This is a genomic window from Desulfonispora thiosulfatigenes DSM 11270 (assembly GCF_900176035.1).
GTDB lineage: Bacteria > Bacillota > Peptococcia > Peptococcales > Desulfonisporaceae > Desulfonispora > Desulfonispora thiosulfatigenes.
Map to the genome: position 1 here is coordinate 85,684 of NZ_FWWT01000013.1, position 22,495 is coordinate 108,178.

Here is a 22,495-nt window from a genome sequence, read left to right on the forward strand (position 1 = left end):
TTATCTTCCAACAAACATTTGAGTAAACATCATTCCATAAGGTCCACCCTTTACTATTCCAATACCGATATGAGTAAAGTTAGGATTTAGAATATTTCTTCTATGTCCCTCAGAATTCATTAAAGCCTGATGAGCTGCTGCTACACTTTGATTACCTGCTAAGTTTTCTCCTGCTGTTCTGTACGTAACCCCATATTTCTTCATCATATCAAATGGAGATCCATATGTAGGAGAAGTGTGTGAAAAATAATTTTTATCAATCATATCTTGAGACTTTAATTTAGCTAATTCTACTAACTTAGCATCCATAACTAATGGTTTTAATCCACTTTTAGCTCTTTCAGCATTAATTAATGTTAACATTTCTTGCTCTAAATTATTAGTATTACTTGGCTTAGTTACAGTTTGCTCTGGATTTGTAGTAGTCTTACTTTGCGGTTTGATAAAAACTTCTACAATTGTGTATCTATTAGCTTTATCCTTTGCAATCCCAAGTCCTAATTCTTTATATTCAGTATTTAAAATATTATTTTTATCCCTACTTGAGTTCATTAAAGCTTTATGAGCAGCATTAAGATCATACGCCCTTACAATGCTTTCATTTACTTTATCAAAAGCGATACTTTTACTTTTTAAAATATCTGTAGTTGTGCCATAGGTTTTAGAAAATGCTGATAAATATCCTTTAGTAACCATATCATCTGCCTTTAACTGTGCAACATCAGATAAATCTGCTTTTAATGTTAAAGGGCTAAGACCTGCTTTTTTTCTTTCTCCATTAATTAAACCTTCTAAAGTTTTTACTAAATTTTGATTAGTCTCTCCATTTGGATTAACTTCTGGCTTAGGCTCCGGCTTTGGAGTTGGTTTTACTTCAGGTTTAGGCTCTGGAGTTGGTTCAGGCTTCACCTCTGGTTTAGGTGTTGGTTCTGGTTTAGTAGGCTCGGAATTTTGCGCAAAGTTAGGATTTCCTACGAAAATTTGAGTTATCATCATTCCATAAGGTCCACCTTTAACTATACCAATTCCTACATGAGTAAAAGCACTATTTAAAATATTTCTTCTATGCCCCTGTGAGTTCATTAGTGAATTATGTGCACCTTGGACATCATTATTACCGGCTATATTTTCACCTGCAGTTCTGTAGGTAATACCATTGTTTTTTAACATATCAAATGGACTCCCGTATGTTGGTGAAGTGTGTGAAAAATAATTTTTATCTATCATATCCTGAGACTTTAAACGTGCAAGATTTACTAATTCATTATTCATTTGAAGTGGCTTTAAACCTTGAACTTTTCTCGCTTCATTCACGTAATTTAACATTTGTTGTTCTAAACTATTTGGTGCTACGTCCTTTGCAAATGCGACTGTTGGTAAAACAGAAAATATAAAAGCAAAAACTAATAAATAAGCTAACAACTTCTTATTATTCAAATGTAACCCCCCTTTTTAATAAGCTTTATTGTATGTATATCTTATCATTTAGACAAACCCTATATGCCCTCTTGATGATCATTTAGACAAGGTTATGATTAAGTTTTAACCTCTTTAGATGCTATTTTCATTAAATTAATATGCGATGGTAAATAAGTGCAATATTATTTTAGGGATAAAAAAAAACGACATTTCAATGAAATGTCGTTTTTTTATGCCTTTCCTTGAATGAAAGTCACATCTTTTCCTTCTTTACTAACAGTTAAAATTACTGCTTCTGTTAGAATATCTGCGTAACTAAAGGATATTCTCCTTTCCACAGATCTTTCATTTACTTTAACAACAAAGATGTTAGGATACGTACTTTCTAACACTCCAGCTTTTTCTACAATTTTTTTTCTGCCACGATTAGCCTTAAGTCTAATCTCTGTTCCAACATAAGGTTGTAGGTCTTCCTTAATGCCAGCTAAAACTTTTCTTGCGGACACAAAATCACCTTCCTTCCCTAACGTACAATTGTAAGTATAGCATCTAGAAGATGATTTGTCAAATAAACTTTATATTATACATGACAAATTATTTGACGTCAATTATATAATTTTAAGAATTGGAATTTTCTTAATCCTTTTCTTGGAAAATATTCTTTAAATTAATAAGGGGACTTTGGATATCCTATTCTTAACCTTCCTCTAGTATCTACTCCCCCTACCCCCTCTATACCTGTAATAGTATTATCTATAATATCCTTCACAGAAATGACATCATATATAGATGAGTAAGCCAACTTTTCAACTATGAATACAGGATCATAAGCATGAATCATTACCCTATGTGGGGATGAAGCAAAGTTCGCCCCTGCTCCTATCAAAGCTTCATAATGGGACTGACAAGCTCCTGCAAATATAATTAGGTCATCTTTGCCTTGTTCAAATTCACGTGCCCTTCTTACCGCTTCTATAAAATACTTAGAATGTCGATAATTATTTACATCTCCAAAATCTTTTTTACTATTATGCAATCCATCATGACCGGTTATAACTAATATATCAGGAATGAACTTAGGTAAATATTTGCTGACCACATCAGGATGTTGAGACTCAGGAGCATGTATTCCTTTAGCCTTAATTTTTAGTTGGGAATAAGTAGTCATGCATAAATCCAAATATTCTTTATCCCCATCTATATGAAGAACTTTTCCTGGTAACTCGAAGGTTTCTGCTGTACTTGATTTTTTATAAATATTTCCCCTGCCTAAATTTTTTTCAGAATCAACTGCTCTCCTTTGAAAAATTCTTGTTACCATTTCAGCATTTTTTTTAATAAAGTCTTGTCTGTAAGCTCTCACTTCTGTCGGATTTTTTTTCTCAAGATCCACTAAAGGTGCATCTGCATATAATCTAACCTCCATACCCCTTAATAAAGCAGTAGCTCTTTCATCATTTCCAATTAATCTTTCCACTTTAAACAATATATCTTGACTATGTGATTTGCGTGCAACTATATCTCCTACCCTGATCTTATCCATCCAAACCCCCCCAAAAGTATCCTTACTTATACTATGAGCTTTTACTTAAAAGGGTGTTAAAATCACTTATCATTAATTTATTACATATTATATCCTAGGAAAGAAGATACATGAGGGGGGAGGGACAATGGTTGCTATAGTCATACCGGCTAAAAATGAAGAAAACAGGATCGCAAAAGTATTGGATACCTGTTCCTTTTTAGCTGCTGATATTATTATTGTGGTGATTAATGGGTGTATCGACCAAACAAAAAACAAAATACTTGGTCACCCCCTACTGCATAAAATTAAATTAATCCGCTACTCTACTCCTTTAGGAATTGATATACCAAGAGCAATTGGGGCAGCTTATGCTTATAAAATCGGTTCAAATGTTATCATGTTTTTAGATGGGGATATGATTGGCAATATTGCTAACAATTTAAATAAATTAATTTATGCTGTTCAAAACGATGGAATAGATATGGCTCTAACTAACTGTTACCCTTATATTAATTATCGCCATCCACTTGCTAGTACTGTCTCCAAATATAGAGAAAAGCTAAATAAAGAAATAGGATTATTCCCAAACTTAGGGATTTCTACACCTAGTCATGGTCCTCATGCTATTTCAAGAAAACTACTACAATTAATTCCCTTTTATTCTTTAGCAATACCCCCACTTAGTTTAGCAATAGCTGCCCAAAAAGGATTATATATAAAGGTAGTTACATCCATTGATCATAAACTACTTTTATCATCTGAACGCAATCAGAAACATAGTGATTTAATCGCACAAACTATTATTGGAGATTGTCTACAAGCTATAAATTATATAGATAATAATCCTTATTCGAATAATAGTAGAGACCTTTATTTAGGTTATCATCCTACTCGTCGTTTTGATTTACTAGAAAAATATTTGCACCATTTAAATTTGCCCATGAAATAATCTAAAAAAACTGCTCCTGTGACATCCCTTTTATTAGAAAGGTTTTTCACAAGGAGCAGTTTTCTTAAGTTGCAAATACGTGTTTTCCTAGTTGTAAATGAATAGGTCTAGTCCATACCCATTTATTAGTAGCCGTTACTGGATTCCAATAAAATATTGCTTTCTTAGATGGATCATATCCATTTAATGCATCTCTTACTGCTTTATAAGCTGTTGCATTTGGAGTTAACCAAAATTGTCCATCATTGATAGCAGTAAATGCCCAAGGCTGAAAAATTACACCTTTTATTGTATTTGGAAATTCAGGACTTTTTACTCTATTCAAAATAACAGCAGCTATAGCAACTTGTCCACTATAAGGTTCTCCTCTAGCTTCACTATATACAGCTCTAGCTAAAAGGTCTATTTCTTCAGCTGTCGCATATGTTACTCCACTTCTTGAAGGGGTAACAGGCTTCGTAGGGATGATTAATACTGTACCTGGATTAAAGCATTCGCTCTTAAGGCCATTCACTCTTTTTACTTCAGCTATAGAAACGCCAAACTTTTTACAAATTCCAGCTAAACTATCCCCTTTTTGTACCTTATAAGTTTTATTAGGGATATTGATTATATAACCTGGTTCAATATAGTCACTAGTTAAACCATTAGCCTTTTTAAGGTTCTCATAACTCATATTATGAGCAAGTCCAATTTTAAAAAGAGTGTCTCCTGATTTAACAACATAATCATAAGCTAGTACAGGGGATGATATTCCCATTAACAAAATTAACAAAACAACTATTCTTGTAAATCGCAAACTTCCACCTCCAACTTTATTGAAACTATGTTGATTATAAACAAGGTTGGTGGCAAATTCATTACAAAGATAATGGAAGCATAACCATGTTGTTCAATATATTTTATTTTATTTCCATAATTTCTTGGAATTTTTCCATAATAAAGCACCTCAAATAATAAACATTTTATTATTTGAGGTGCTTGGCAATATCGATGTCAGTAATATTATTGTACCTATACCAATATTATTGTTCAATTTCAATTAATTTATTAGATACTCTTGCAAATTCCTCTAACGAAAGAGTTTCACCTCTTCTTTTAGGGTCTATATCGCAACTTAGTAAAATATTTTCAATCTTTTCCTTTTCTACACCTAACACCTTTAAAGCATTGGCTAAAGTTTTTCTTCTTTGATTAAATGCAGCTCGCACTAATTTCCTAAATACCTTGTTATCATTCACCACAAAGGGTGATTGATCCCTTACTTTCAAATCAATAATAGCCGAATCTACTTCTGGTGCTGGGATAAAAATATGTCTTGGTACAATAAATGAAAGGCTAACCTCTGCCATTAAATTTACGCCTACCGTGATAGCTCCATATTCTTTAGTCCCAGGATTTGCTTTTAATCTCTCAGCTACTTCCTTTTGAACCATAATTATTATTCTCTCGATATTAAACTCACTTTCTAAAAAGTGCATAATAAGAGGTGTGGTAATATAGTAAGGTAAATTAGCTACTATTTTATATTTTATTTTCTTCCCTAATTCGTCATAAACTAATTGATCTAAATCAACCTTTAAAGCATCTCCTTGGATAACTGTTACATTTTCTAAATCAGCTAAACTTTCTTCTAATACCGGAATTAAATCTTTATCTATTTCAATTGCAATTACTCTTTTAGCCCCTTTGGCTAAGACCCTTGTTAAAGTACCCGCACCTGGACCAATTTCTACAATGATATCTTCACTATCAATATCAGCTGACCTAGCTATTTTATCTAAAATTCCTGGATCTGATATGAAATTTTGACCAAAGCGCTTTTTAAACCTAAACTTATGTTTATTTAATAATTCCTTTAATTGCATACCTTTTCCGACCCCTCTAACTGCGCTAAACCTTTTTCTACTTCTTCTTTAGATATATCATATGCATTTAATCTGCGTAAAAACTGTTTAGCATTTGTTTTTCCGATTCCTAAAATATTACCTAGCTTTTCCCTACGTTTGTTTCCTGCTGGTGGGCCGACTAAATTCCACTGCATGAGATCAAATTCAGTAAAAACTACTTCATATGTTTTATGCTCCGCTTTAGCTCCTTCTAGAGCTTTTATAATATCCTCAGGATTTGCGTATTCCACACCAATTTTTCCAGTCTTTTTGCATCTTGCCTGACTTTTTGTTACATAAGCTTGCTTACAATTTTTTACCTTTTGGCTTATTATTGAGCGTATTCTTTCCCCTGGGTAATCTGGATCAGTAAGGATAATAATTCCACAACGCTCTGAAGCTCTTTGTATTTTAATTATTGTATCTTTGGTAATGCCCATTCCACTAGTGCAAATCATTTGTGCATCCACAGCTCTTTTGACAGCTTGAATGTCGTCTTTCCCCTCTACTACGATTACTTCTTTAATCATCGTGTTTCCCCTTTTAACTAAATTCATTGCCTAGTGTTTATCTTATCATAAATTATGGTTAATCTAAAATATATACTTTTACTGTTCTTCTACCCCATTTATTACATTCACCTTTGGAGTTTAAAAACACATCTATAATATTTCCTTTAATTGCTCCACCAGTATCTCTGGCAACAGCATTTCCATACCCTTCTACAAAGACTCTAGTTCCCAAAGGAATAACTCTAGGATCAACTGCTATTGTCCCTACTCCCGGATATGTTCCTGTTGCAGTTCTATTTCCTGTATGAGTATAAGCAGTAGAACGCATTGTTAATACTTGTTTTGCAGTTAAATTAGATCTTGAGGCTACAACTATAACCTCTTTTTGACCTTCTACAATAACTTCTTTTTTAGGCTCTTTAATTACCTTTTCATCTTTTACATATCTTTCTTTTTCCTTACCATTTTCATAAACTACTCCATACTGAATTACCTTTTCACCAGTTTCACCCTGCTCTACAATATTTCTAACACCTTTTTTTATTTCCTTATCATATTTAACTTCTTTCTCATAAGCTATTTCTTGCTTTTCTTCAATAAATTCTTCATGACATCTGATAACTTCAATTTTTGTTTTTTTGTCTACAATATTTTTAGCTATGTAATCTTTATTTTTTAATTCAATCTCTTCTTTTTCTAAAATTTCATTAATATCTTTATTAAAAGTATAGATATCTTTTTTTACACCATCAACAACCAATTGATAATGGGTAATACCCGTATCAACATTTAAACTTGCACCTAATTTCATTAAGGGTTGATTGAAGATAATCATCGTTAAGCACATAATAACAACTAGCCAACTTATTTTCTTCATATAATCCTCCTTTATAAGACCCTACTATATGTATATCCCAATAAACCCAAAAATATACAAAAAAAGTTTCTAAAAAGGCCTCAAACCCTTGTAAATAGGGCACAAACATAAAAAACATTGCTTGAAATGGATTTTAAATGCACGAAAAAAAGCTGTCCTCTTTAAGTTTTCTTATGCTAAGAATTCTTTCAAAGTTCAGCTTTTTTAATTATTGTATCTTAAATAACCTTTTAGCATTTTCTAAACTAGCCTTTGCTACTTCTTCAAAGGTGATTCCTTTAAGTTCAGCAATCTTTTCTGCTACGAGTTTCACATAGGCTGGCTCATTTCTTTTGCCTCTATGAGGATGTGGGGTTAGGTAAGGACAATCCGTTTCAATTAATAATCTATCCAAAGGTATAAACTCAGCTACATTTAAAAGCTTATTAGCATTTTTAAAGGTAACTGGACCCCCTATCGAAATATAAAAATTCAATTTCATGATTTCTTTGGCCATTTCTATGCTCCCTGAGTATGCATGAAAAACGCCACCTACTTCTTTAGCCCCTTCTTCTACCACAATATCAAAGCTATCCTGATGTGCTTCTCTATCATGTACAATAATGGGTTTATTTAATTCTTTAGCCATCTGTATTTGCCTTCTAAATACTTCTTGTTGGACTTCTCTAGGCGAATAATCATAATAATAGTCTAATCCCATTTCACCTAAAGCTACTACCTTTGGATGCTCTGCTAATTTATAAAATTCCTGCCATAATCTTTCATCCCCTATTTTTGCATCATGAGGATGAAGCCCTATAGCTGCATAAACATTTGGAAAATTATCAGCTAAAAATACAGCCTTTTTTGCACCTTCTTCGTCACAGCCTACATCTAAAATATATTTTACCCCAGCTTCTTTTGCTCGCTTGATTACTTGTTCATAATCATCTGCAAATCTTTTATCTTCTAGATGGGCATGAGTATCAAATAACATTTTAACCCTCCTATTTAACCCTACTGCCAGAAGGAAGTTCTTTATTAATACTTAAAACCTCTAACATATCATCCTTCAGACTTGATGCACTTAAAATCATTCCTTGAGAAATAATCCCTCTTAATTTAACAGGTTTTAAGTTTGCTACTAAAACAACCTTTTTACCTACTAATTCTGCTGGATCATAATGTTTGGCGATGCCTGACACTACTGTTCTAACTTCATCGCCTAATTTAACCTCAAATTTTAATAATTTATCAGTCTTAGGTACCTTTTCAACAGTTAAAACTTCTACAATTCGTAAATCTAACTTTGCAAAATCATCTATGCTAACTTCTGGGGCTAATTCTAGATCCTCAGCCTTTTCTTGTATAGGTTTCGAAACTTCTTTAGAAACAGTATTAGTATTGGGCTCAGTATTTTCTAGTAATTTAGGGTCAACCCTTGGAAAAATTGCTGTTTTTTTACATACTTTAATCCCGGTAGTTAATTTACCCCAGACCTTGCTATCATCCCAAGAATATTCATCTATGTTCATCCCAATTTGCTCTGATACCTTTTCAGGTAATACTGGCATGAATGGTTTTAAAAGTATAGTTGAAATTCTAATCGTTTCTAATAAATTATATAAAACTGTTCCCAGTCTATCCTTTTGATTTTCATCTTTAGCTAATATCCAAGGGGTAGTTTCATCTATATATTTATTTGCTCTACCTATCAACTTGAAAATAGCTGCTAATGCATTAGCAAAGTCTAGCTTTTCCACATTATTTTCTACATCACTTGAAGTCTTTATACTTAATTCGATTAAACTATCATCAAAATCTCCCTTTGTGTTTCCTACAGGGACAGTACCCCCAAAATATTTATCTATCATAGCAACTGTTCTAGAAACTAAATTCCCAAAATCATTCGCTAAATCCATATTATATCTTTGTACAAAGGATTCCTCTGAATAAAACCCATCTGCACCAGCTGGAATTTCTCTAAGTAAATAAAACCTAATCGCATCAACGCCATATTTATCAATAAGCACATTAGGGTCGACTACATTTCCCTTTGATTTTGACATTTTGCCATTATCAAGTAAAAGCCAACCATGACCATAGATTTTTTTTGGTAAAGAGATATCTGCTGCCATTAAGATCGTAGGCCAAATAATAGTATGGAATCGAACAATATCCTTACCTACTAAATGGATATCTGCTGGCCAGAATTTTTGATATAATTCATCATTTTCCATTCCATAATTTAATGCTGAAATGTAATTTGTTAATGCATCAAACCACACATAAATTACATGCTTTTCATCTAAAGGCACAGGTATACCCCAATCAAAGGTAGTCCTTGAGATACATAAGTCTTCTAAACCTTGTTTTATGAAATTAATCATTTCATTACGTCTAGAAACAGGCTCAATAAAATCCGGATTATTTTCAATGTGAGCTAATAATTTATCTTGATATTTACTCATTTTAAAGAAATAGCTTTCTTCTTTAATTGTTTCAACTGGACGACCGCAATCAGGACAGTTTCCTTCTGCTAATTGTCTTTCCGTAAAAAATGTTTCGCAAGGAGTACAATATTTTCCCTCATACTCTGATTTATAGATATCGCCATTTTCATAAATCTTTTTGAAAATATCCTGTACTACATCTTGATGACGTTTTTGGGTTGTTCTAATAAAATCATCATTTGAAATATGTAGCCTTTTCCATAACTCCTCAAAACCAGCTACAATTTTATCTACATACTCTATAGGTTTTACCCCTTTTTCCTTGGCAGTTCTTTCAATCTTTTGACCGTGCTCATCAGAACCTGTCAAAAACATTACATCAAATCCACGCATTCTTTTATATCTAGATATAGCATCTGCCATAACAGTAGTTAAAGCATGTCCTATATGTAAGTTCGCACTTGGATAATAAATAGGAGTAGTAATATAAAAGGTTTTTTTATTCTCCATCAAAATTTCCTCCTTATAAGACTAAAATTTATGACCTTCATTTATAGTAGCTAGTAATTAACTTAACCCCTTATTCCATAAAGGCTATTTTTATATAATACCATATTTATCATTTATTAATACATTATTATCCCTATGTTGGTAACATATTCTGTTTATCTTACCTTATAATCGAGCAAAATAACTTACCTTATGTTAACTTTTAGACCTTTTATGCAGAATTGCGCGAATATAAATAAATCATTTATTTATTTTACAATATTCTAGAAAATACTTGACTATAAATGGAATTGTTGGTATCATCTAGTTAAGCATTTGTCATAAAAAGTCGATTTATGTTGAGAGGAGAGATTTAATTATGAAATCTACAGGAGTTGTACGTAAGGTGGACGAGTTAGGAAGGGTAGTTATTCCAATCGAACTTCGTCGTACTATGGGTATTGAAGAAAAAGATGCTTTAGAAATTTATGTTGATGATGAAAAGATTATCCTTAAAAAATATGAACCTGCTTGTGTTTTCTGTAATAGTGCTGATTTTGTACAAACATTTAAAGGTAAATTAGTTTGTCGTGAATGCGCACATACTTTAGGCGTAAATGCAGATTCTCAAGTTGGTTAATAAAAGATTATATCGTTAGAAATACATATAAACAGTTTCTAAAATTCAGATTAATCATGTGAGGTTTAGAAACTGTTATCTATGGTTGAGATCCGTAGATGTACATAAGCAAAAAACAGATGAAATCATCTGTTTATTTTTTTACCATTATTACCTCATATAAATCTCTTTTTTTAATATCTGCTTCCTTGGCTACTTGTTTAACAGCTTCTTTAGGTGAAATTCCTTCCATAATCAATTCCTGCGCTTTTTCAATCGCCCAGTCTAGACCCTTTTCTACTTTAATAATTTTTGCGCCTTCAATAATTAATGTAAACTCACCCTTAATTTCCTTTTCATTAAAATGATTCCAGACTTCCTGAATAGTTCCCCTAAAAACTTCCTCATATTTCTTTGTCAGTTCTCTGCATGCAACTATTTGCCTATCTTTAAAAACTTCCAACATAATTTGTAAGGTATTTAATATTCTATGAGGCGCCTCGTAAAAGATAATTGTTCTTTCTTCTAATAATAGATTACTAAAAATTTCCCTCTTTGCCTTCTTATCTCGGGGTACAAATCCTTCAAAGCAAAACCTTTCACTTGAAAGTCCTGAAACTACAAGTCCTGTGATGGCCGCAACTGCCCCTGGTAAAACTGTTACCTCAATATTTTCCCTAATACAATCTTTAACTAAATCATGTCCCGGATCTTGGATTCCTGGCATACCTGCATCTGAAACTAAAGCAATATTTTTGCCCTCTAACAGTTCCTTAATGAGGATCTCACCTTTAAAATCCTTGTTATGTTCATAATAACTTGTTAAGGAAGTATTTATTTCAAAATGATTTAAAAGCTTTCTGGTTTGTCTAGTATCCTCGCATGCGATTAAATCCACTGTTTTCAAGGTTTCTAACACCCTTAGGGTGATATCCTGCAAATTTCCAATCGGTGTTGCACATAAAAAAAGTCGACCTCTTTCTAACATTGGTCTCCACCACCATCGTATATTTCTAATATGTCTCTTGAATAATATCCATCTTCATTATAAATTATTAAAGGCTTTAAAATTTCTAAACCAACCTTAACGTCTCTTTGTCCTTCGACTAATACTAATGTTGCTCCCCTTTTTAGACCGGAATGCACCATTTGTAGTCTTTTAGGAATGATTTTTGCCTTTTCAAATTCACTAAATATTTCTCCTAATCTCTCTGCCTTATGAATCAAAGCAAAACGACCTTGTCCTTTTATTAATTTTGCCGCTACTTGCACTACTTGTCTTAAATTGCATTTAATTTCATGTCTTGCAATTGCTTCTGCTCCTAGGGAGCTTACTTTCCCCCCATTTAAAGGAAAGTAAGGGGGATTTGAAACTACGAGATTAAATCTTTGATTCAAAGAGCTATCCAATAGGTTTAAGTCAGCTTCGATAATCTTTATATTATCCAGCTTATTAAATACTATACTTCTATTTGCCATTTCTACTATTTCACTTTGGATTTCTACTCCTGTAAGCTTAAGATCCTCTTGTCTTGTGCTCATTAATAAAGGAATTACAGCTGTACCTGTTCCTAAGTCTATTACTTGGTCCCTTTTTTTAATAGTAGCAAAATGAGCTAATAAAACTGCATCAATAGCAAATCTAAAACCCTTTTTCTTTTGAATAATCCTTAAACCTTGTAATTTTAAATCATCAATAGTTTCATCATCTTTAATCTCTACATTTTCCCCAAAAATCCCATGCAAAACAAGCAATCCCCTTTACGAGTTTGTCCAAAATGCAAATGACAAATATGGAAGTTTTCATTATATAACTTCACTAAATTTTCATATGCCTCTCCCTGAATTTTCTTTACATTATCCTGCACAGTTTTCTTAGTTTCCTCAGGATATTGACATAATTCCATTTTCAACTTTTTGTTTTCCTCTTCCAAGGCATAGGCATGCATTTTTAAGGTCTTTACTTCTTCCAATATTTTGCTTAACTGCTTTTCAATTTCAATTAAACTTTCATTAACATTCATAAATACCTTCCCCCAATGCCATCACAGAAAAATAGAATATATTAATCTTCTAATTCACTTAAATCAATAATTTCATCTTTTTCTAATTCTATATCCTTTGGAACCTTATCGCATTTTTCACATTTATCACAGTTTTGATAATTATCATTTTCATACTTCAAACAACACATTAATCTACCACAAACCCCTGAAATCTTAGTTGGATTTAAAGATAAACTTTGCTCTTTAGCCATTTTTATTGAAACTGGATCAAAGTCACCTAAAAAGGATTTGCAACATAATACTCTCCCACAAGGGCCTATGCCACCAACCATTTTTGCTTCATCACGAACACCTATTTGTCTTAATTCTATCCTTGTCCTAAAAATTGCTGCTAAGTCTTTTACTAATTCTCTAAAATCAACCCGACCTTCAGCAGTAAAAAAGAAAATTATCTTGCTATTATCAAAGGTGAATTCCACATCAACTAATTTCATAGGTAATTTATGATGAGCAATTTTATCTACGCAAACTTTAAAAGCATCCTGAGATCTTCTAAAGTTATCCTTCACCTTAACCTTATCTTCTTCAGTTGCGATTCTCATTACCTTTTTTAAAGGTAAAACTAACTCTTTTTCTTCAACATCTCGTGGTCCAATTACTACATCCCCAAATTCTATTCCTCTAGCAGTCTCAACTATAACGCTATCATCTTTTTTAACTTCCATTGTATCTGGATCAAAAAAATAGATTTTTCCTGCTGCTTTAAAACGAACACCTATAACAGTGGTCATAATTTCCCCCCTTTAAGCACTTTTTATTTTTAGGAGCAATACATCTAATAATAACCTTGGATTTACATTGCTATTTAAATCTCGTAAACCCTTGTGAATTAATTTTAAGGCATTGTATATTTCATCTAGTCCTAAGGCATCTTGTTTTAAAGATTCCATATAATCATAATTGATAATTAAACTTTCATCATTAGTTGTTTTCCATATTAAAAGATCTCTAAACCAAAATTGAATCAGCTCTAATAATACTTTAACACCTTTGCGATCTTTTTCCCATTTATTACACCATAACAAAATATGGGATAACGACATAGTTTTTATTTCTGTTAATATTTCTAAGAGCTCTTTTCTCATTAGCTGAAGCTCACCTTCATTTAAGACTTCACTTGCTTTTTTCAGTGACCCTCTTGCTAGTTTAGAAAATATTTCAATATTATCTGGGCATTCAGGATTTTGTGTGGTGATTAATTCTTTAATTATTTTAGAATCCAGAGGCATAAATTGTATATTTTGACATCTTGAAAGAATAGTGTCTGGTAATTGCTGAGGTTTATCAGTTATTAAAATAAAAATTGTTTTTTGCGGTGGTTCTTCTAATACCTTTAATAAACTATTAAAAGCTTCTATAGTCATTAAATGAGCATCATCTAAAATTATAACCTTGTAATTACCTTCATACGACATAAAAAAAACTTTATTTCTGAGTTCCCTAATTTGTTCTATTTTGATAGAAGTGCCATCGGGCTCAATTATTTTAACATCTGGATGATTGCCACTTTCAATTTTACGACAACTAAGACATTCCTGGCAACCTCCCCCATTTATGGGTTCGAGACAATTAAGAGCTTTTGCTAGAGCTAATGCGCTAGTTTTCTTACCAATTCCCTCAATACCCGTAAAAAGGTAAGCATGAGCAATCCTTTTATTTAAAATGCTTTTTTTTAGTAAGGAAATTGCTCTATCTTGTCCTTTAATATTTTCAAAACTCATTTTGTCACCACCAGTACTTTGCTAAAGCAATTAGTTTTATTATTTTTTATCATTTATGAGATTTAATATATTTTCTAATATTTGCTGGTGTATTTCTTCCTTTGTCTGTAAAGCAGAAATCACTTTAAAGCGAGTTGGCTCTAATTTAACTAAGTGTAAATATCCTTCCCTTACTCTTTGATGAAAACCTAGCTTTTCCTGCTCTAATCTATCTTCTTTTCTTGTTTTTCTTCTCCTAGCCGCTTCACTAGGTTCTATATCTAAAAGTATTGTTAAGTGTGGTTTTAATCCTGATGTAGCAAAATAATTTAATTTATCTAGTTCTATTTTATCTAACCCTCGTCCATATCCTTGATAGGCTAGAGTAGAATCAATATAACGATCACAAATCACATTAACATTCTGCTCTAATAATGGAATGATTTTTTCTCCTACTAATTGAGCTCTGCTCGCAGCATAAAGGAGTGCCTCCGCTTTCCATACCATTTCAGAATTTTTATTATCTAAAATTATATTTCTAATTTTCTCTGAGATAAGTGTCCCACCTGGTTCTCTTGTAAACATACAAGAAACCCTAAGTTCTTTTAGCTTATTCTCTAATAAATTTATTTGCGTTGTTTTCCCCGAACCATCGCATCCTTCTATCGTAATGAATTTTCCAGACATGTATCTTCTCTCCCTATATATCATCCATTATCATGATTTCTCTTTTATCCCTAAAGGCTATATCACCTTTTAATATTTCTAACATTTTAAAATCTATCATTTCACCTGGCACTACTAGAGGGATTCCTGGGGGATATTTAAGAATAAACTCCCCACATATTCTACCCACAGCAACATCAAGTGATATCATTTTTTTATTGCCATAAAAGGCATCCCTGGGAGCTAAACCTTGCTCTGGAATGATATTATAGATATTCTTTTGGATCTTTTCTATCTTAGCATTCTTCTTTCTTGCCATTTGGTCAATCTGGGTTAAAGCCTCTAGTAATCTATTTAAAACGGTATCTTCTACCTTTAGGCTAAAAATAAATAAAATATAATTTTCTTCGCTAAGTTCTGAAAATATTTGAAATCGTTCTCGTAAAATTTTATCTATCTCTAACCCCGAAAAAACCTCTGAAGACAGGTTTAACTTCAAAAAGTCCCTCTGCTCTTTTAAAGCAAAATTAATGGTAAAGGTTGTTAATGTAGTAACTTTCTTATTAAAATCAATTAATTTATGATATGTTTCCTCGAGTATTTCTTGTCCCTTTTCTGCTAAAAAGACTCTACAGCTATCTAAAGAAGCTAAAAGTAAATAAGAAGGTGAAGTAGTCTGAAGCATATTAATGAAAGGACTTAAATCTGGTCCTTGATAATTATTTCCTTCGTGGAGTACACTACCTTGCGTTAAAACAGGTAAGGTTTTGTGCCAGCTTTGAATCACTATATCTGCACCTAATTCTAAACCAGACTTAGGCAAGGATTTATGAAATAAAAAGTGTGATCCATGTGCTTCATCTATTATAACCTTTATATCATTCTTTTTAGCTAAATAAATTATTTCTTCTAACTGATAACTAATTCCTTGATAATTTGGATTAGGTAAAATAATTACCTTACATTTAGGATAGTCTAAAATAAATCTTTTTAATACTTCTGGTTCTATTCCTAAAGGAATCCCCGACTTTTCTTCAAAGGCAACAGGTAGATAAATTGGTTTAGCATTTGCTAAGATGGTGGCATTATAAATAGATTTATGCACATGCCTAGGCACAAATATATACTTATCATGTGCAAGTGCCATTATGGCACTATGTATTCCTACACTTGACCCATTTACTAAAAAATGTGTTTTCTTTGCTTTAAATAACCTAGCTGCCTCTTCTTGGGCTTCTTTAATACATCCTTCTGGTTTATGCAAATTATCTAATCCAGGAATTTCTGTTAAATCATATTCCCATAATCCACCTGATTGTATTTGCATTTGATCAGGGATAAGGTTCCCACCTTTATGACCCGGAGTATGAAATGAAATAGGATCAGCTTGGATATGATTTTTAATGCTTTTTATTATCATTGCTTGCTTCATATTTATATCCTTTATTTGTTTTTACTTAATTTTATCATATATACCTATTTTCTTCTAGAAATCAACAGGCATATCTCTGGCAACAATGGAAAAGCTATAGTTAAATCAATCTTTTCAGGAGTGATATATATATATGTCGAGAAAAAGTAATCCAGTCAATGTTAAGAAACTTTCTAAAAAATATAATCTTGATGTAACAAAGGTTATCCAGTCATGGAAGGATAATATCACGGATACAGAAATCTCTGAAGCACTTCATATAGATTTGCTTAAACTTATGCAAATTAGGCAAGAGATTGAGGATACTCATAATAGAGAAAGAGAAAAAAGAAAAAGAAATTATTAAAAGGCAGCTTAGAAGCTGCCTTTCTTATTTTTCTTAAACATTATTAATCTTAATTTTTCTACTAGTTCTTGATACTTTTTATCATTATAATCTAAACTTAAAATTATTTTTTCGCAATCCGAACAGATAAATTGTCTAGATAAAAGAAAACCATCATTAATCCCTAACTGCGGAACCTTTTCACATAAAACACATTTCGGGAGTAAATTATTCTTTTTTTCAGCTTCTGGCTTATACGCCTTACTAGTTACATTGCCCATGTTTTCACGCTGCCTTCTTTAGTTTTTAATACTTAATTGTAATTTATGCTAAAAAGACAAATTTGACACAATCTTCTCATACAAATCTTTGATAAAAGAGATTTAATCCAAAGAAGGTTATCTACCTACTTAGTTTCACCTAAAGATTGTTGCACTAAATTAACTCCTTTTTCAAGAGCATTGAAATTTAATTCTCTTAATTCTGGTTTTTGCGCAAATTTATAGCCTAACTTTTCTTCTAAAGCATCCTTAATTCCTTCTAAAGGAACAATTTTAATTAAATTTACAAGAGCCCCTAAAATAATTATATTAAATACCCTTGGATGTAATTCAGTCCTTGCAACCTTTATAGCAGGAATAGGAATTACTCTGCCTACTTCCTTAGGTATATGTTTTGCAGCTTCTTCTATGTCCTCATCATAAATTAAAATAGTTTGATCATTTATATATTCACTTACTCTGATAATAGCTCTTTCGCTTAAGGCAATCACAATATCAGCCTTATTAAATTTAGGTGCCCCTATCTTGTCATCTGAAATTTGCACAAAAGATAAAGATACCCCTCCCCTTTGTTCTACACCAAAGTTAGGAATATAAAGTGCTTCCTTGCCAATTTTATTAGCAGCTTCAACCATTATATTTGCTACTGACTGAACTCCTTGTCCACCTTCACCTGCTAAAACAATTTTAAAGCCTTTCATTGCTTCACCTCCGCTTTCTGAGGTGTTTTAATTTCTCCAACCTTAAAATACTCTGTCATTTTATTTTCAATAAAGTCCCAAGTATCACTTGCATTGGTTCTCCAGTTTGTCGGACAACCTGATAAAGCTTCTACAAAAGAAAATCCATTACCATTAATTTGATTTTCTAAGGCACTTTTAATCATTTTCTTTAATTGTCTTAAATTAGCAACTGTCCCTCTAGCCACATATGCCCCTTCTCCAGTTATAGCTGCCACCATTTCTGGTCCTTGAGTAGGATTTCCTGTTATTTCTACATTACGTCCAAAAGGACAGGTTTCTGTTTTCATATTTGGTAAAGTAGTTGGAGACATTTGACCTCCGGTCATTCCATAGTTACAATTGTTAACTACTATTACAGTTAATTTCTCATTTCTAACAGCAGCATTCACTAAATGCTGTGACCCAATAGCATAGCCACCGCCATCGCCCATATAAGCTATACAAATTTTATCTGGTCTTACTCTTTTAATCCCGGTTAAAACTGGGTTAGTTCGACCGTGATGAGTTTGAATAGAATCTGTATTGAAAAAGTCCCAAGATAATAACGAACAACCAATATCACATCCAAAAATTACATCCTGTTGGATATTTAATTCATCTATACATTGGCCTAAAACCTTTAAAACCATTCCATGTCCACACCCTGGGCAGAACTTATGTGGCTTTGATGAAACCTTCCAAGATTTTGGCATATTTGGTGACATGTCCATATAGAGACCCCCTTTAAAAATTATTTGAGATATATTCAACTAACTCTTCAGTAGTAATACCAAGTCCTGGTCTTAAATAACTATCTATAGGTACATTCTTTTCATATAATTCACTTTTAACAATTTTCTCTAATTGACCTTGTGCGGATTCAACTACAAACAATCGTTTAGCTTTCTCGGTTGCTTTTTCTAATGCACACTTAGGAAAAGGTCTTAAAGTAATTGGTCTGAAATATCCTATTTTTTTGCCCTTTTTCCTTAATTCATTAACTGCTCCTCTAGCAGCCCTACTAACAACTCCATGAGAAACTATAATTAAATCTGCATCTTCACAATCAAACTCTTCATGCTCTACAATTTCAGGGGCTATTTTATTAAACTCCTCTACAGTTTTACTAATAATCTCGAATAACTCTTCTTCCGTATTAAAAGTATTACGTAATTGGCTTGGGTCTCGATCTACACCAGGTGAACCCGGGGAACCTAGAATTTGTTCTGTCGACACCATTTCTATACCCCTATGACTTGGATCATACATAGTTACTGATTCTCTCATTTTAGCTTGATATCCATCACCTAAAACAAAAGTAGGAAAGCGATACTTCCATGCTGTATTAAAGGCTTTAATTGTATAATCAAATAGTTCTTGGTGACTACTGGTAGAATAAACTATCCTCATTCCCTCACCATTACCACCAAAGCAAGTAAGGTTAACTTCTTGTTGTGAATAAATTACAGTTGCAGTAGAAGGACCTCCCCTTTGCTGAACAACAACGACTGTTGGTATACGCATCATTTCAGCCATGGCTAAAGGTTCTTGCATTAATACGTTTCCAGGTCCTGATGTAGCAGTAAAAGCCCTAGCACCTGCTAAGACACCCCCAATAGTAGCAAAACCTGCTGATATTTCATCTTCTGTTTGTAAAAACTTTTTATCATATTGAGGACAAATCCTTGTCCAGTAATGCATAATTTCATTTTGAGGTGTTATCGGATATCCATACATAATGTCTACATTAGCAGCGAGGGCTGCCCATGCAATAACTTCATTCCCTGTGACAAAAAACTTCTTTTCTCCCTCAAATAGCTTTTTACTCATAATTATGTACCTCCTTTTCATTAATAAATTTACCAAAAAGCACGTTGCATATAACGATTTAAAGGTCTAACTGGATTACCCAAGGAATCATATTGACCTATTTCCTTAAATCTAGCATCAACTGTTGTAGCTATTACTGGAAGATTCAATTCTTTAGCAGCAGCTGTTACTATCTTAGCTCCTTCTTCAATAAAGCCAATATCTGTATCTTTTCCTAAATGTGCATTATTTATTAGTCCATGTACAATTCCTAAGGTTTTTATATATTCAATAATTTGTCCTACTTCAGAAGTCATGGGTCTGCCTATATTTACTACTACGTATATTTTAAATTCTGGGTAACTAGCTTTATCTTCTATAAGATTAAGAGTTTTTGCTCCTTCAACTCCATATCCTATATCCATTACTACATCACCATCTAGACGCAAGGCCCACTTCATTTCACCTTTAAGAATAACTCCTGTTTCACCTAATCCTTCTGCATCTTTAGTTTTATGTGCCAAAACATTTAAACCTTTGTTCTCTAGTTCTTCTTTAAGTGGTCTTAAGGTATAAAAAGGTTCTACTAAATCTAAGTCAATTAAATTCACCTTTCTTTCTTCTTTTAGTAAGTCTAAAGCTCGATTTATCGAAACCTCACTTTTGCCACTTGCATACTCTCCAACATAGGCTTCAACAATACGCTCCAGTAAAATTACCCCCTAAAACAATCTTTTTTTCTTAGTATGTTCAAACAGATAGATATTATTAAAAATTTCCAAAAAAAAAGAACCTAAAAAATTATAGGTTCCTTAAGTCAGTAAAAAGTTCATGCAAACTAATAAAAGCATTCCTGGTAATCCTAATACTCCCACGCTCAGTACTGATATAGGATTAACTGGTAAATGTATACCCATGAAACTACCTAAATAATTGACAATCATTATCGCTACTAAACCTATAGCACAATTAACTACCAACTTTAGCGTCCATTGTATGGGTTTGTGCATTATTCTTACAACAGCAAAGATTAAAATTAGTAATAATAGCGCTGATAAGATTATTTTAGTATCCACTAATCCCATCCCCCTTAAAAGTTAATATCATATTAATTGATTTATATGATAGCTATTCCAATTTCATGCCTTGATTATGCCCTAATGGTGGGAACATTATTATTAATAATTTGTTCTCTTCCTGCTGCATCTAATAAATACATATATTTTCTTTCTGCTGCATCTAAACGATGTATTGCATGCTCTACTAACAGAGGATCAGTAACTTCCTTAAATAAATTTTGAGCATCCTCCCAATCCCTCTTAGCCTCTTCTACAACATCAATTAATGGTAACTCCCTTTGCTGCTCTTTTTTATTATCCATTAAACCATTAAACTTTCCTTCTAAAAAACTATAAGCCTTTTTTACATACATCTTTAGATCCTTATTCATAATAATTCCTCCAGGTCTCGTTTTTATTATATTATTCCCAAAACCCAAAAAAATTAACATAATTTAGAAATGAGTGCGATAAAAAAAGAACAACCCCTGTTGTTCTTAAGTTTTAAGTATAATTTAGCTTAAAATAAATTTATTCTAACCTTATTCTTGCCATCATTTTTTGCCCTATATAAAGCCTTATCAGCTGATTGATAGTAATTATCTATGCTTTCAATACCTGGCAATATTGATAATCCTAAGCTTGCCGTGATATTAATAGTAAATTCATTAACAATAAATTCATTTTTCATAATTATCTCTCTAAATCTATCAGCCACTATTTTGGCTTCTTCTAAGCTTACCCTAGATAAAAGTATAATAAATTCTTCTCCACCTAATCTGGCAATAGTATCCGATGCCCTAAGATTATTTTGTAAAAGCGTGGCTAATTGCTTTAAAACCTTATCGCCTACTGTATGACCGTAGGTATCATTAATATTTTTAAAATCATCAATATCTATCACTATTATATAAGACTCATATCCATAAAGTTTAATTGAGGCCATTTCCTTTTTAATTATTTCATCAAAAAACCTTCTATTGGGTAAATTCGTCAAAAAGTCATGATATGCCAATTGTTTTAATTGATTTTGTTGATTTTCAATTTTTCTTTGTTGCATTATTTTTAAAGAAAAATTTTGCCACATAAATAGAGAAAGAGCAAAACCAAGGGCTACTGCCAACAGTCCATTTACACGATTTGATAATAATAAGTCGCCGGAAGTGCAAGTAACTGAAATTATCTTACAATAAAAAGCAAATGACCCTAGGTAAATAAAAAATGAAATCAAAGGTCGAATCAAAAAAATTGTCCCTGTTGTAACAGTTGCTAGGATAAAAGGTGTAATACTAGTGGTTATAAGTTGGTCGATTGTGGTGATAATAACACCTGCTAAAATAATAAAAACTATAAATAAATACTGCAGGATAAAGGTGAAAAATGTCAGGTACTGTTGATTTCTTAAATTATACGTAATTAAAAATATTACTACCATCAGCACTAAGAGACACGTGTGAGTTAAAATAATACCTTTTTTCCAATTTGTTTGGATAAAAGTATCACTAGGTACAATAAATAGAAAATAGAGTATCACACTAGTATGTACAAAAACTGCTATAATTGTGGAATAATAAATTCTTTTAATATTTTCCTTTACACTATCATGTAAAATACTATTATTATTATGAATTAACTCTAATATTAAATCCTTAAAGACATTAATCTTATGACTATACTTGACCTCTTTCAGCATATTATCACCACCTTATATATTCATTTAATTAT

At 32.2% G+C, this 22,495-nt stretch carries 26 protein-coding genes and 1 pseudogene; 3 read left to right on the forward strand and 24 right to left on the reverse strand.

Going from position 1 to position 22,495, the window contains the following annotated elements:
• From B8965_RS12740 to yabG, 3 genes are all read right to left on the reverse strand, one after another.
• Positions 1-1,437 (reverse strand): CAP domain-containing protein, encoded by a 1,437-nt coding sequence (locus B8965_RS12740; protein ID WP_242941924.1) that lies wholly within the window; start codon positions 1,435-1,437, stop codon positions 1-3.
• 212 nt (positions 1,438-1,649) lie between these two features.
• Complete coding sequence (locus B8965_RS04095) at positions 1,650-1,925, reverse strand: Veg family protein (protein ID WP_084052591.1); 276 nt, start codon at positions 1,923-1,925, stop codon at positions 1,650-1,652.
• 161 nt (positions 1,926-2,086) lie between these two features.
• Entirely contained in the window at positions 2,087-2,962 is an 876-nt protein-coding gene (gene yabG, locus B8965_RS04100; protein ID WP_084052592.1) for a sporulation peptidase YabG, read from the reverse strand.
• Between the two features lie 127 nt (positions 2,963-3,089).
• Between yabG and B8965_RS04105 the strand changes: the two genes are divergently transcribed.
• Positions 3,090-3,893: a glycosyltransferase family 2 protein gene (locus B8965_RS04105; protein WP_084052593.1), complete on the forward strand. Its 804-nt coding sequence runs from the start codon at positions 3,090-3,092 to the stop codon at positions 3,891-3,893.
• A gap of 64 nt (positions 3,894-3,957) precedes the next feature.
• Here the strand turns inward: B8965_RS04105 and B8965_RS04110 are convergent, their stop codons facing one another.
• The 6 genes from B8965_RS04110 to metG form a co-directional block, all read right to left on the reverse strand.
• Positions 3,958-4,692, reverse strand: a complete 735-nt coding sequence (locus B8965_RS04110) for a cell wall hydrolase (protein ID WP_084052594.1) — start codon at positions 4,690-4,692, stop codon at positions 3,958-3,960.
• 226 nt (positions 4,693-4,918) lie between these two features.
• Positions 4,919-5,761: a 16S rRNA (adenine(1518)-N(6)/adenine(1519)-N(6))-dimethyltransferase RsmA gene (rsmA, locus tag B8965_RS04115; protein WP_084052595.1), complete on the reverse strand. Its 843-nt coding sequence runs from the start codon at positions 5,759-5,761 to the stop codon at positions 4,919-4,921.
• Complete coding sequence (rnmV, locus tag B8965_RS04120; RefSeq protein ID WP_084052596.1) at positions 5,752-6,312, reverse strand: ribonuclease M5; 561 nt, start codon at positions 6,310-6,312, stop codon at positions 5,752-5,754. Before rnmV ends, rsmA begins: the two co-directional genes overlap by 10 nt.
• A gap of 58 nt (positions 6,313-6,370) precedes the next feature.
• A complete protein-coding gene (locus tag B8965_RS12920) occupies positions 6,371-7,171 on the reverse strand; it encodes a 3D domain-containing protein (protein ID WP_084052597.1) in 801 nt (266 codons plus the stop codon).
• A gap of 208 nt (positions 7,172-7,379) precedes the next feature.
• On the reverse strand, positions 7,380-8,147 hold the full coding sequence (locus B8965_RS04130) for a TatD family hydrolase (RefSeq protein ID WP_084052598.1): 768 nt from the start codon (positions 8,145-8,147) through the stop codon (positions 7,380-7,382).
• Positions 8,148-8,157: 10 nt separating this feature from the next.
• Positions 8,158-10,113: a methionine--tRNA ligase gene (gene metG, locus B8965_RS04135; protein ID WP_084052599.1), complete on the reverse strand. Its 1,956-nt coding sequence runs from the start codon at positions 10,111-10,113 to the stop codon at positions 8,158-8,160.
• Between the two features lie 358 nt (positions 10,114-10,471).
• On the opposite strand from metG, the gene B8965_RS04140 reads away from it, so the two are divergent.
• Positions 10,472-10,732, forward strand: a complete 261-nt coding sequence (locus tag B8965_RS04140; RefSeq protein WP_084052600.1) for an AbrB/MazE/SpoVT family DNA-binding domain-containing protein — start codon at positions 10,472-10,474, stop codon at positions 10,730-10,732.
• A 133-nt stretch (positions 10,733-10,865) separates the two neighbouring features.
• On the opposite strand, the gene rsmI is transcribed toward B8965_RS04140, so the two are convergent.
• The 7 genes and pseudogenes from rsmI to B8965_RS04175 all read right to left on the reverse strand — a co-directional run bounded on the left by rsmI (position 10,866) and on the right by B8965_RS04175 (position 16,575).
• Positions 10,866-11,699, reverse strand: a complete 834-nt coding sequence (rsmI, locus tag B8965_RS04145) for a 16S rRNA (cytidine(1402)-2'-O)-methyltransferase (protein WP_084052601.1) — start codon at positions 11,697-11,699, stop codon at positions 10,866-10,868.
• Positions 11,693-12,457: a tRNA1(Val) (adenine(37)-N6)-methyltransferase gene (locus B8965_RS04150; protein WP_159446264.1), complete on the reverse strand. Its 765-nt coding sequence runs from the start codon at positions 12,455-12,457 to the stop codon at positions 11,693-11,695. Before B8965_RS04150 ends, rsmI begins: the two co-directional genes overlap by 7 nt.
• Complete coding sequence (locus B8965_RS04155) at positions 12,430-12,735, reverse strand: initiation-control protein YabA (RefSeq protein WP_084052603.1); 306 nt, start codon at positions 12,733-12,735, stop codon at positions 12,430-12,432. The genes B8965_RS04150 and B8965_RS04155 overlap by 28 nt, the downstream gene beginning before the upstream one ends.
• Positions 12,736-12,830: 95 nt before the next feature.
• A pseudogene (locus B8965_RS04160) lies at positions 12,831-13,508 on the reverse strand (PSP1 domain-containing protein); the annotation flags it as partial.
• 12 nt (positions 13,509-13,520) lie between these two features.
• The gene (gene holB, locus B8965_RS04165; protein ID WP_084052605.1) at positions 13,521-14,498 is read right to left on the reverse strand and encodes a DNA polymerase III subunit delta'; all 978 of its coding nucleotides are present in this window, start codon (positions 14,496-14,498) and stop codon (positions 13,521-13,523) included.
• 39 nt (positions 14,499-14,537) lie between these two features.
• Positions 14,538-15,164 (reverse strand): dTMP kinase, encoded by a 627-nt coding sequence (tmk, locus tag B8965_RS04170; RefSeq protein ID WP_084052606.1) that lies wholly within the window; start codon positions 15,162-15,164, stop codon positions 14,538-14,540.
• 13 nt (positions 15,165-15,177) lie between these two features.
• A complete protein-coding gene (locus B8965_RS04175; RefSeq protein WP_084052607.1) occupies positions 15,178-16,575 on the reverse strand; it encodes an aminotransferase class I/II-fold pyridoxal phosphate-dependent enzyme in 1,398 nt (465 codons plus the stop codon).
• A 133-nt stretch (positions 16,576-16,708) separates the two neighbouring features.
• Here B8965_RS04175 and B8965_RS04180 point away from each other — a divergent pair, with 133 nt between their 5' ends.
• Positions 16,709-16,921, forward strand: a complete 213-nt coding sequence (locus tag B8965_RS04180; protein WP_084052608.1) for a hypothetical protein — start codon at positions 16,709-16,711, stop codon at positions 16,919-16,921.
• 8 nt (positions 16,922-16,929) lie between these two features.
• Here the strand turns inward: B8965_RS04180 and B8965_RS04185 are convergent, their stop codons facing one another.
• The 8 genes from B8965_RS04185 to B8965_RS04220 all read right to left on the reverse strand — a co-directional run bounded on the left by B8965_RS04185 (position 16,930) and on the right by B8965_RS04220 (position 22,463).
• The gene (locus B8965_RS04185) at positions 16,930-17,181 is read right to left on the reverse strand and encodes a sigma factor G inhibitor Gin (protein WP_084052609.1); all 252 of its coding nucleotides are present in this window, start codon (positions 17,179-17,181) and stop codon (positions 16,930-16,932) included.
• A 125-nt stretch (positions 17,182-17,306) separates the two neighbouring features.
• On the reverse strand, positions 17,307-17,882 hold the full coding sequence (locus B8965_RS04190) for a 2-oxoacid:acceptor oxidoreductase family protein (RefSeq protein ID WP_084052610.1): 576 nt from the start codon (positions 17,880-17,882) through the stop codon (positions 17,307-17,309).
• Positions 17,879-18,634 (reverse strand): thiamine pyrophosphate-dependent enzyme, encoded by a 756-nt coding sequence (locus B8965_RS04195; RefSeq protein ID WP_084052611.1) that lies wholly within the window; start codon positions 18,632-18,634, stop codon positions 17,879-17,881. Before B8965_RS04195 ends, B8965_RS04190 begins: the two co-directional genes overlap by 4 nt.
• 13 nt (positions 18,635-18,647) lie before the next feature.
• On the reverse strand, positions 18,648-19,733 hold the full coding sequence (locus tag B8965_RS04200) for a ferredoxin oxidoreductase (protein ID WP_084052612.1): 1,086 nt from the start codon (positions 19,731-19,733) through the stop codon (positions 18,648-18,650).
• Positions 19,734-19,762: 29 nt separating this feature from the next.
• Positions 19,763-20,323 (reverse strand): hypothetical protein, encoded by a 561-nt coding sequence (locus tag B8965_RS04205; RefSeq protein WP_242941925.1) that lies wholly within the window; start codon positions 20,321-20,323, stop codon positions 19,763-19,765.
• Positions 20,324-20,524: 201 nt separating this feature from the next.
• A complete protein-coding gene (locus B8965_RS04210) occupies positions 20,525-20,788 on the reverse strand; it encodes a pro-sigmaK processing inhibitor BofA family protein (protein ID WP_159446265.1) in 264 nt (87 codons plus the stop codon).
• Positions 20,789-20,862: 74 nt separating this feature from the next.
• Positions 20,863-21,162 (reverse strand): DUF2508 family protein, encoded by a 300-nt coding sequence (locus tag B8965_RS04215; protein ID WP_159446266.1) that lies wholly within the window; start codon positions 21,160-21,162, stop codon positions 20,863-20,865.
• A gap of 128 nt (positions 21,163-21,290) precedes the next feature.
• Positions 21,291-22,463 (reverse strand): GGDEF domain-containing protein, encoded by a 1,173-nt coding sequence (locus B8965_RS04220; protein ID WP_084052616.1) that lies wholly within the window; start codon positions 22,461-22,463, stop codon positions 21,291-21,293.
• Positions 22,464-22,495 lie beyond the last annotated feature (32 nt).

Excerpts from the sequence above, each read along its gene's own strand:
- rnmV (WP_084052596.1), bottom strand. The coding sequence starts at position 6,312 with ATGATTAAAGAAGTAATCGTAGTAGAGGGGAAAGACGACATTCAAGCT.
- B8965_RS04185 (WP_084052609.1), bottom strand. The coding sequence starts at position 17,181 with ATGGGCAATGTAACTAGTAAGGCGTATAAGCCAGAAGCTGAAAAAAAG.
- B8965_RS04175 (WP_084052607.1), bottom strand. The coding sequence starts at position 16,575 with ATGAAGCAAGCAATGATAATAAAAAGCATTAAAAATCATATCCAAGCT.
- B8965_RS04215 (WP_159446266.1), bottom strand. The coding sequence starts at position 21,162 with ATGAATAAGGATCTAAAGATGTATGTAAAAAAGGCTTATAGTTTTTTA.
- tmk (WP_084052606.1), bottom strand. The coding sequence starts at position 15,164 with ATGTCTGGAAAATTCATTACGATAGAAGGATGCGATGGTTCGGGGAAA.
- B8965_RS04155 (WP_084052603.1), bottom strand. The coding sequence starts at position 12,735 with ATGAATGTTAATGAAAGTTTAATTGAAATTGAAAAGCAGTTAAGCAAA.
- B8965_RS04220 (WP_084052616.1), bottom strand. The coding sequence starts at position 22,463 with ATGCTGAAAGAGGTCAAGTATAGTCATAAGATTAATGTCTTTAAGGAT.
- B8965_RS04195 (WP_084052611.1), bottom strand. The coding sequence starts at position 18,634 with ATGGACATGTCACCAAATATGCCAAAATCTTGGAAGGTTTCATCAAAG.
- yabG (WP_084052592.1), bottom strand. The coding sequence starts at position 2,962 with ATGGATAAGATCAGGGTAGGAGATATAGTTGCACGCAAATCACATAGT.
- B8965_RS04105 (WP_084052593.1), top strand. The coding sequence starts at position 3,090 with ATGGTTGCTATAGTCATACCGGCTAAAAATGAAGAAAACAGGATCGCA.
- B8965_RS12920 (WP_084052597.1), bottom strand. The coding sequence starts at position 7,171 with ATGAAGAAAATAAGTTGGCTAGTTGTTATTATGTGCTTAACGATGATT.
- B8965_RS04190 (WP_084052610.1), bottom strand. The coding sequence starts at position 17,882 with ATGAAAGGCTTTAAAATTGTTTTAGCAGGTGAAGGTGGACAAGGAGTT.
- holB (WP_084052605.1), bottom strand. The coding sequence starts at position 14,498 with ATGAGTTTTGAAAATATTAAAGGACAAGATAGAGCAATTTCCTTACTA.
- B8965_RS04140 (WP_084052600.1), top strand. The coding sequence starts at position 10,472 with ATGAAATCTACAGGAGTTGTACGTAAGGTGGACGAGTTAGGAAGGGTA.
- B8965_RS04200 (WP_084052612.1), bottom strand. The coding sequence starts at position 19,733 with ATGAGTAAAAAGCTATTTGAGGGAGAAAAGAAGTTTTTTGTCACAGGG.
- metG (WP_084052599.1), bottom strand. The coding sequence starts at position 10,113 with ATGGAGAATAAAAAAACCTTTTATATTACTACTCCTATTTATTATCCA.
- rsmA (WP_084052595.1), bottom strand. The coding sequence starts at position 5,761 with ATGCAATTAAAGGAATTATTAAATAAACATAAGTTTAGGTTTAAAAAG.
- rsmI (WP_084052601.1), bottom strand. The coding sequence starts at position 11,699 with ATGTTAGAAAGAGGTCGACTTTTTTTATGTGCAACACCGATTGGAAAT.
- B8965_RS04130 (WP_084052598.1), bottom strand. The coding sequence starts at position 8,147 with ATGTTATTTGATACTCATGCCCATCTAGAAGATAAAAGATTTGCAGAT.
- B8965_RS04180 (WP_084052608.1), top strand. The coding sequence starts at position 16,709 with ATGTCGAGAAAAAGTAATCCAGTCAATGTTAAGAAACTTTCTAAAAAA.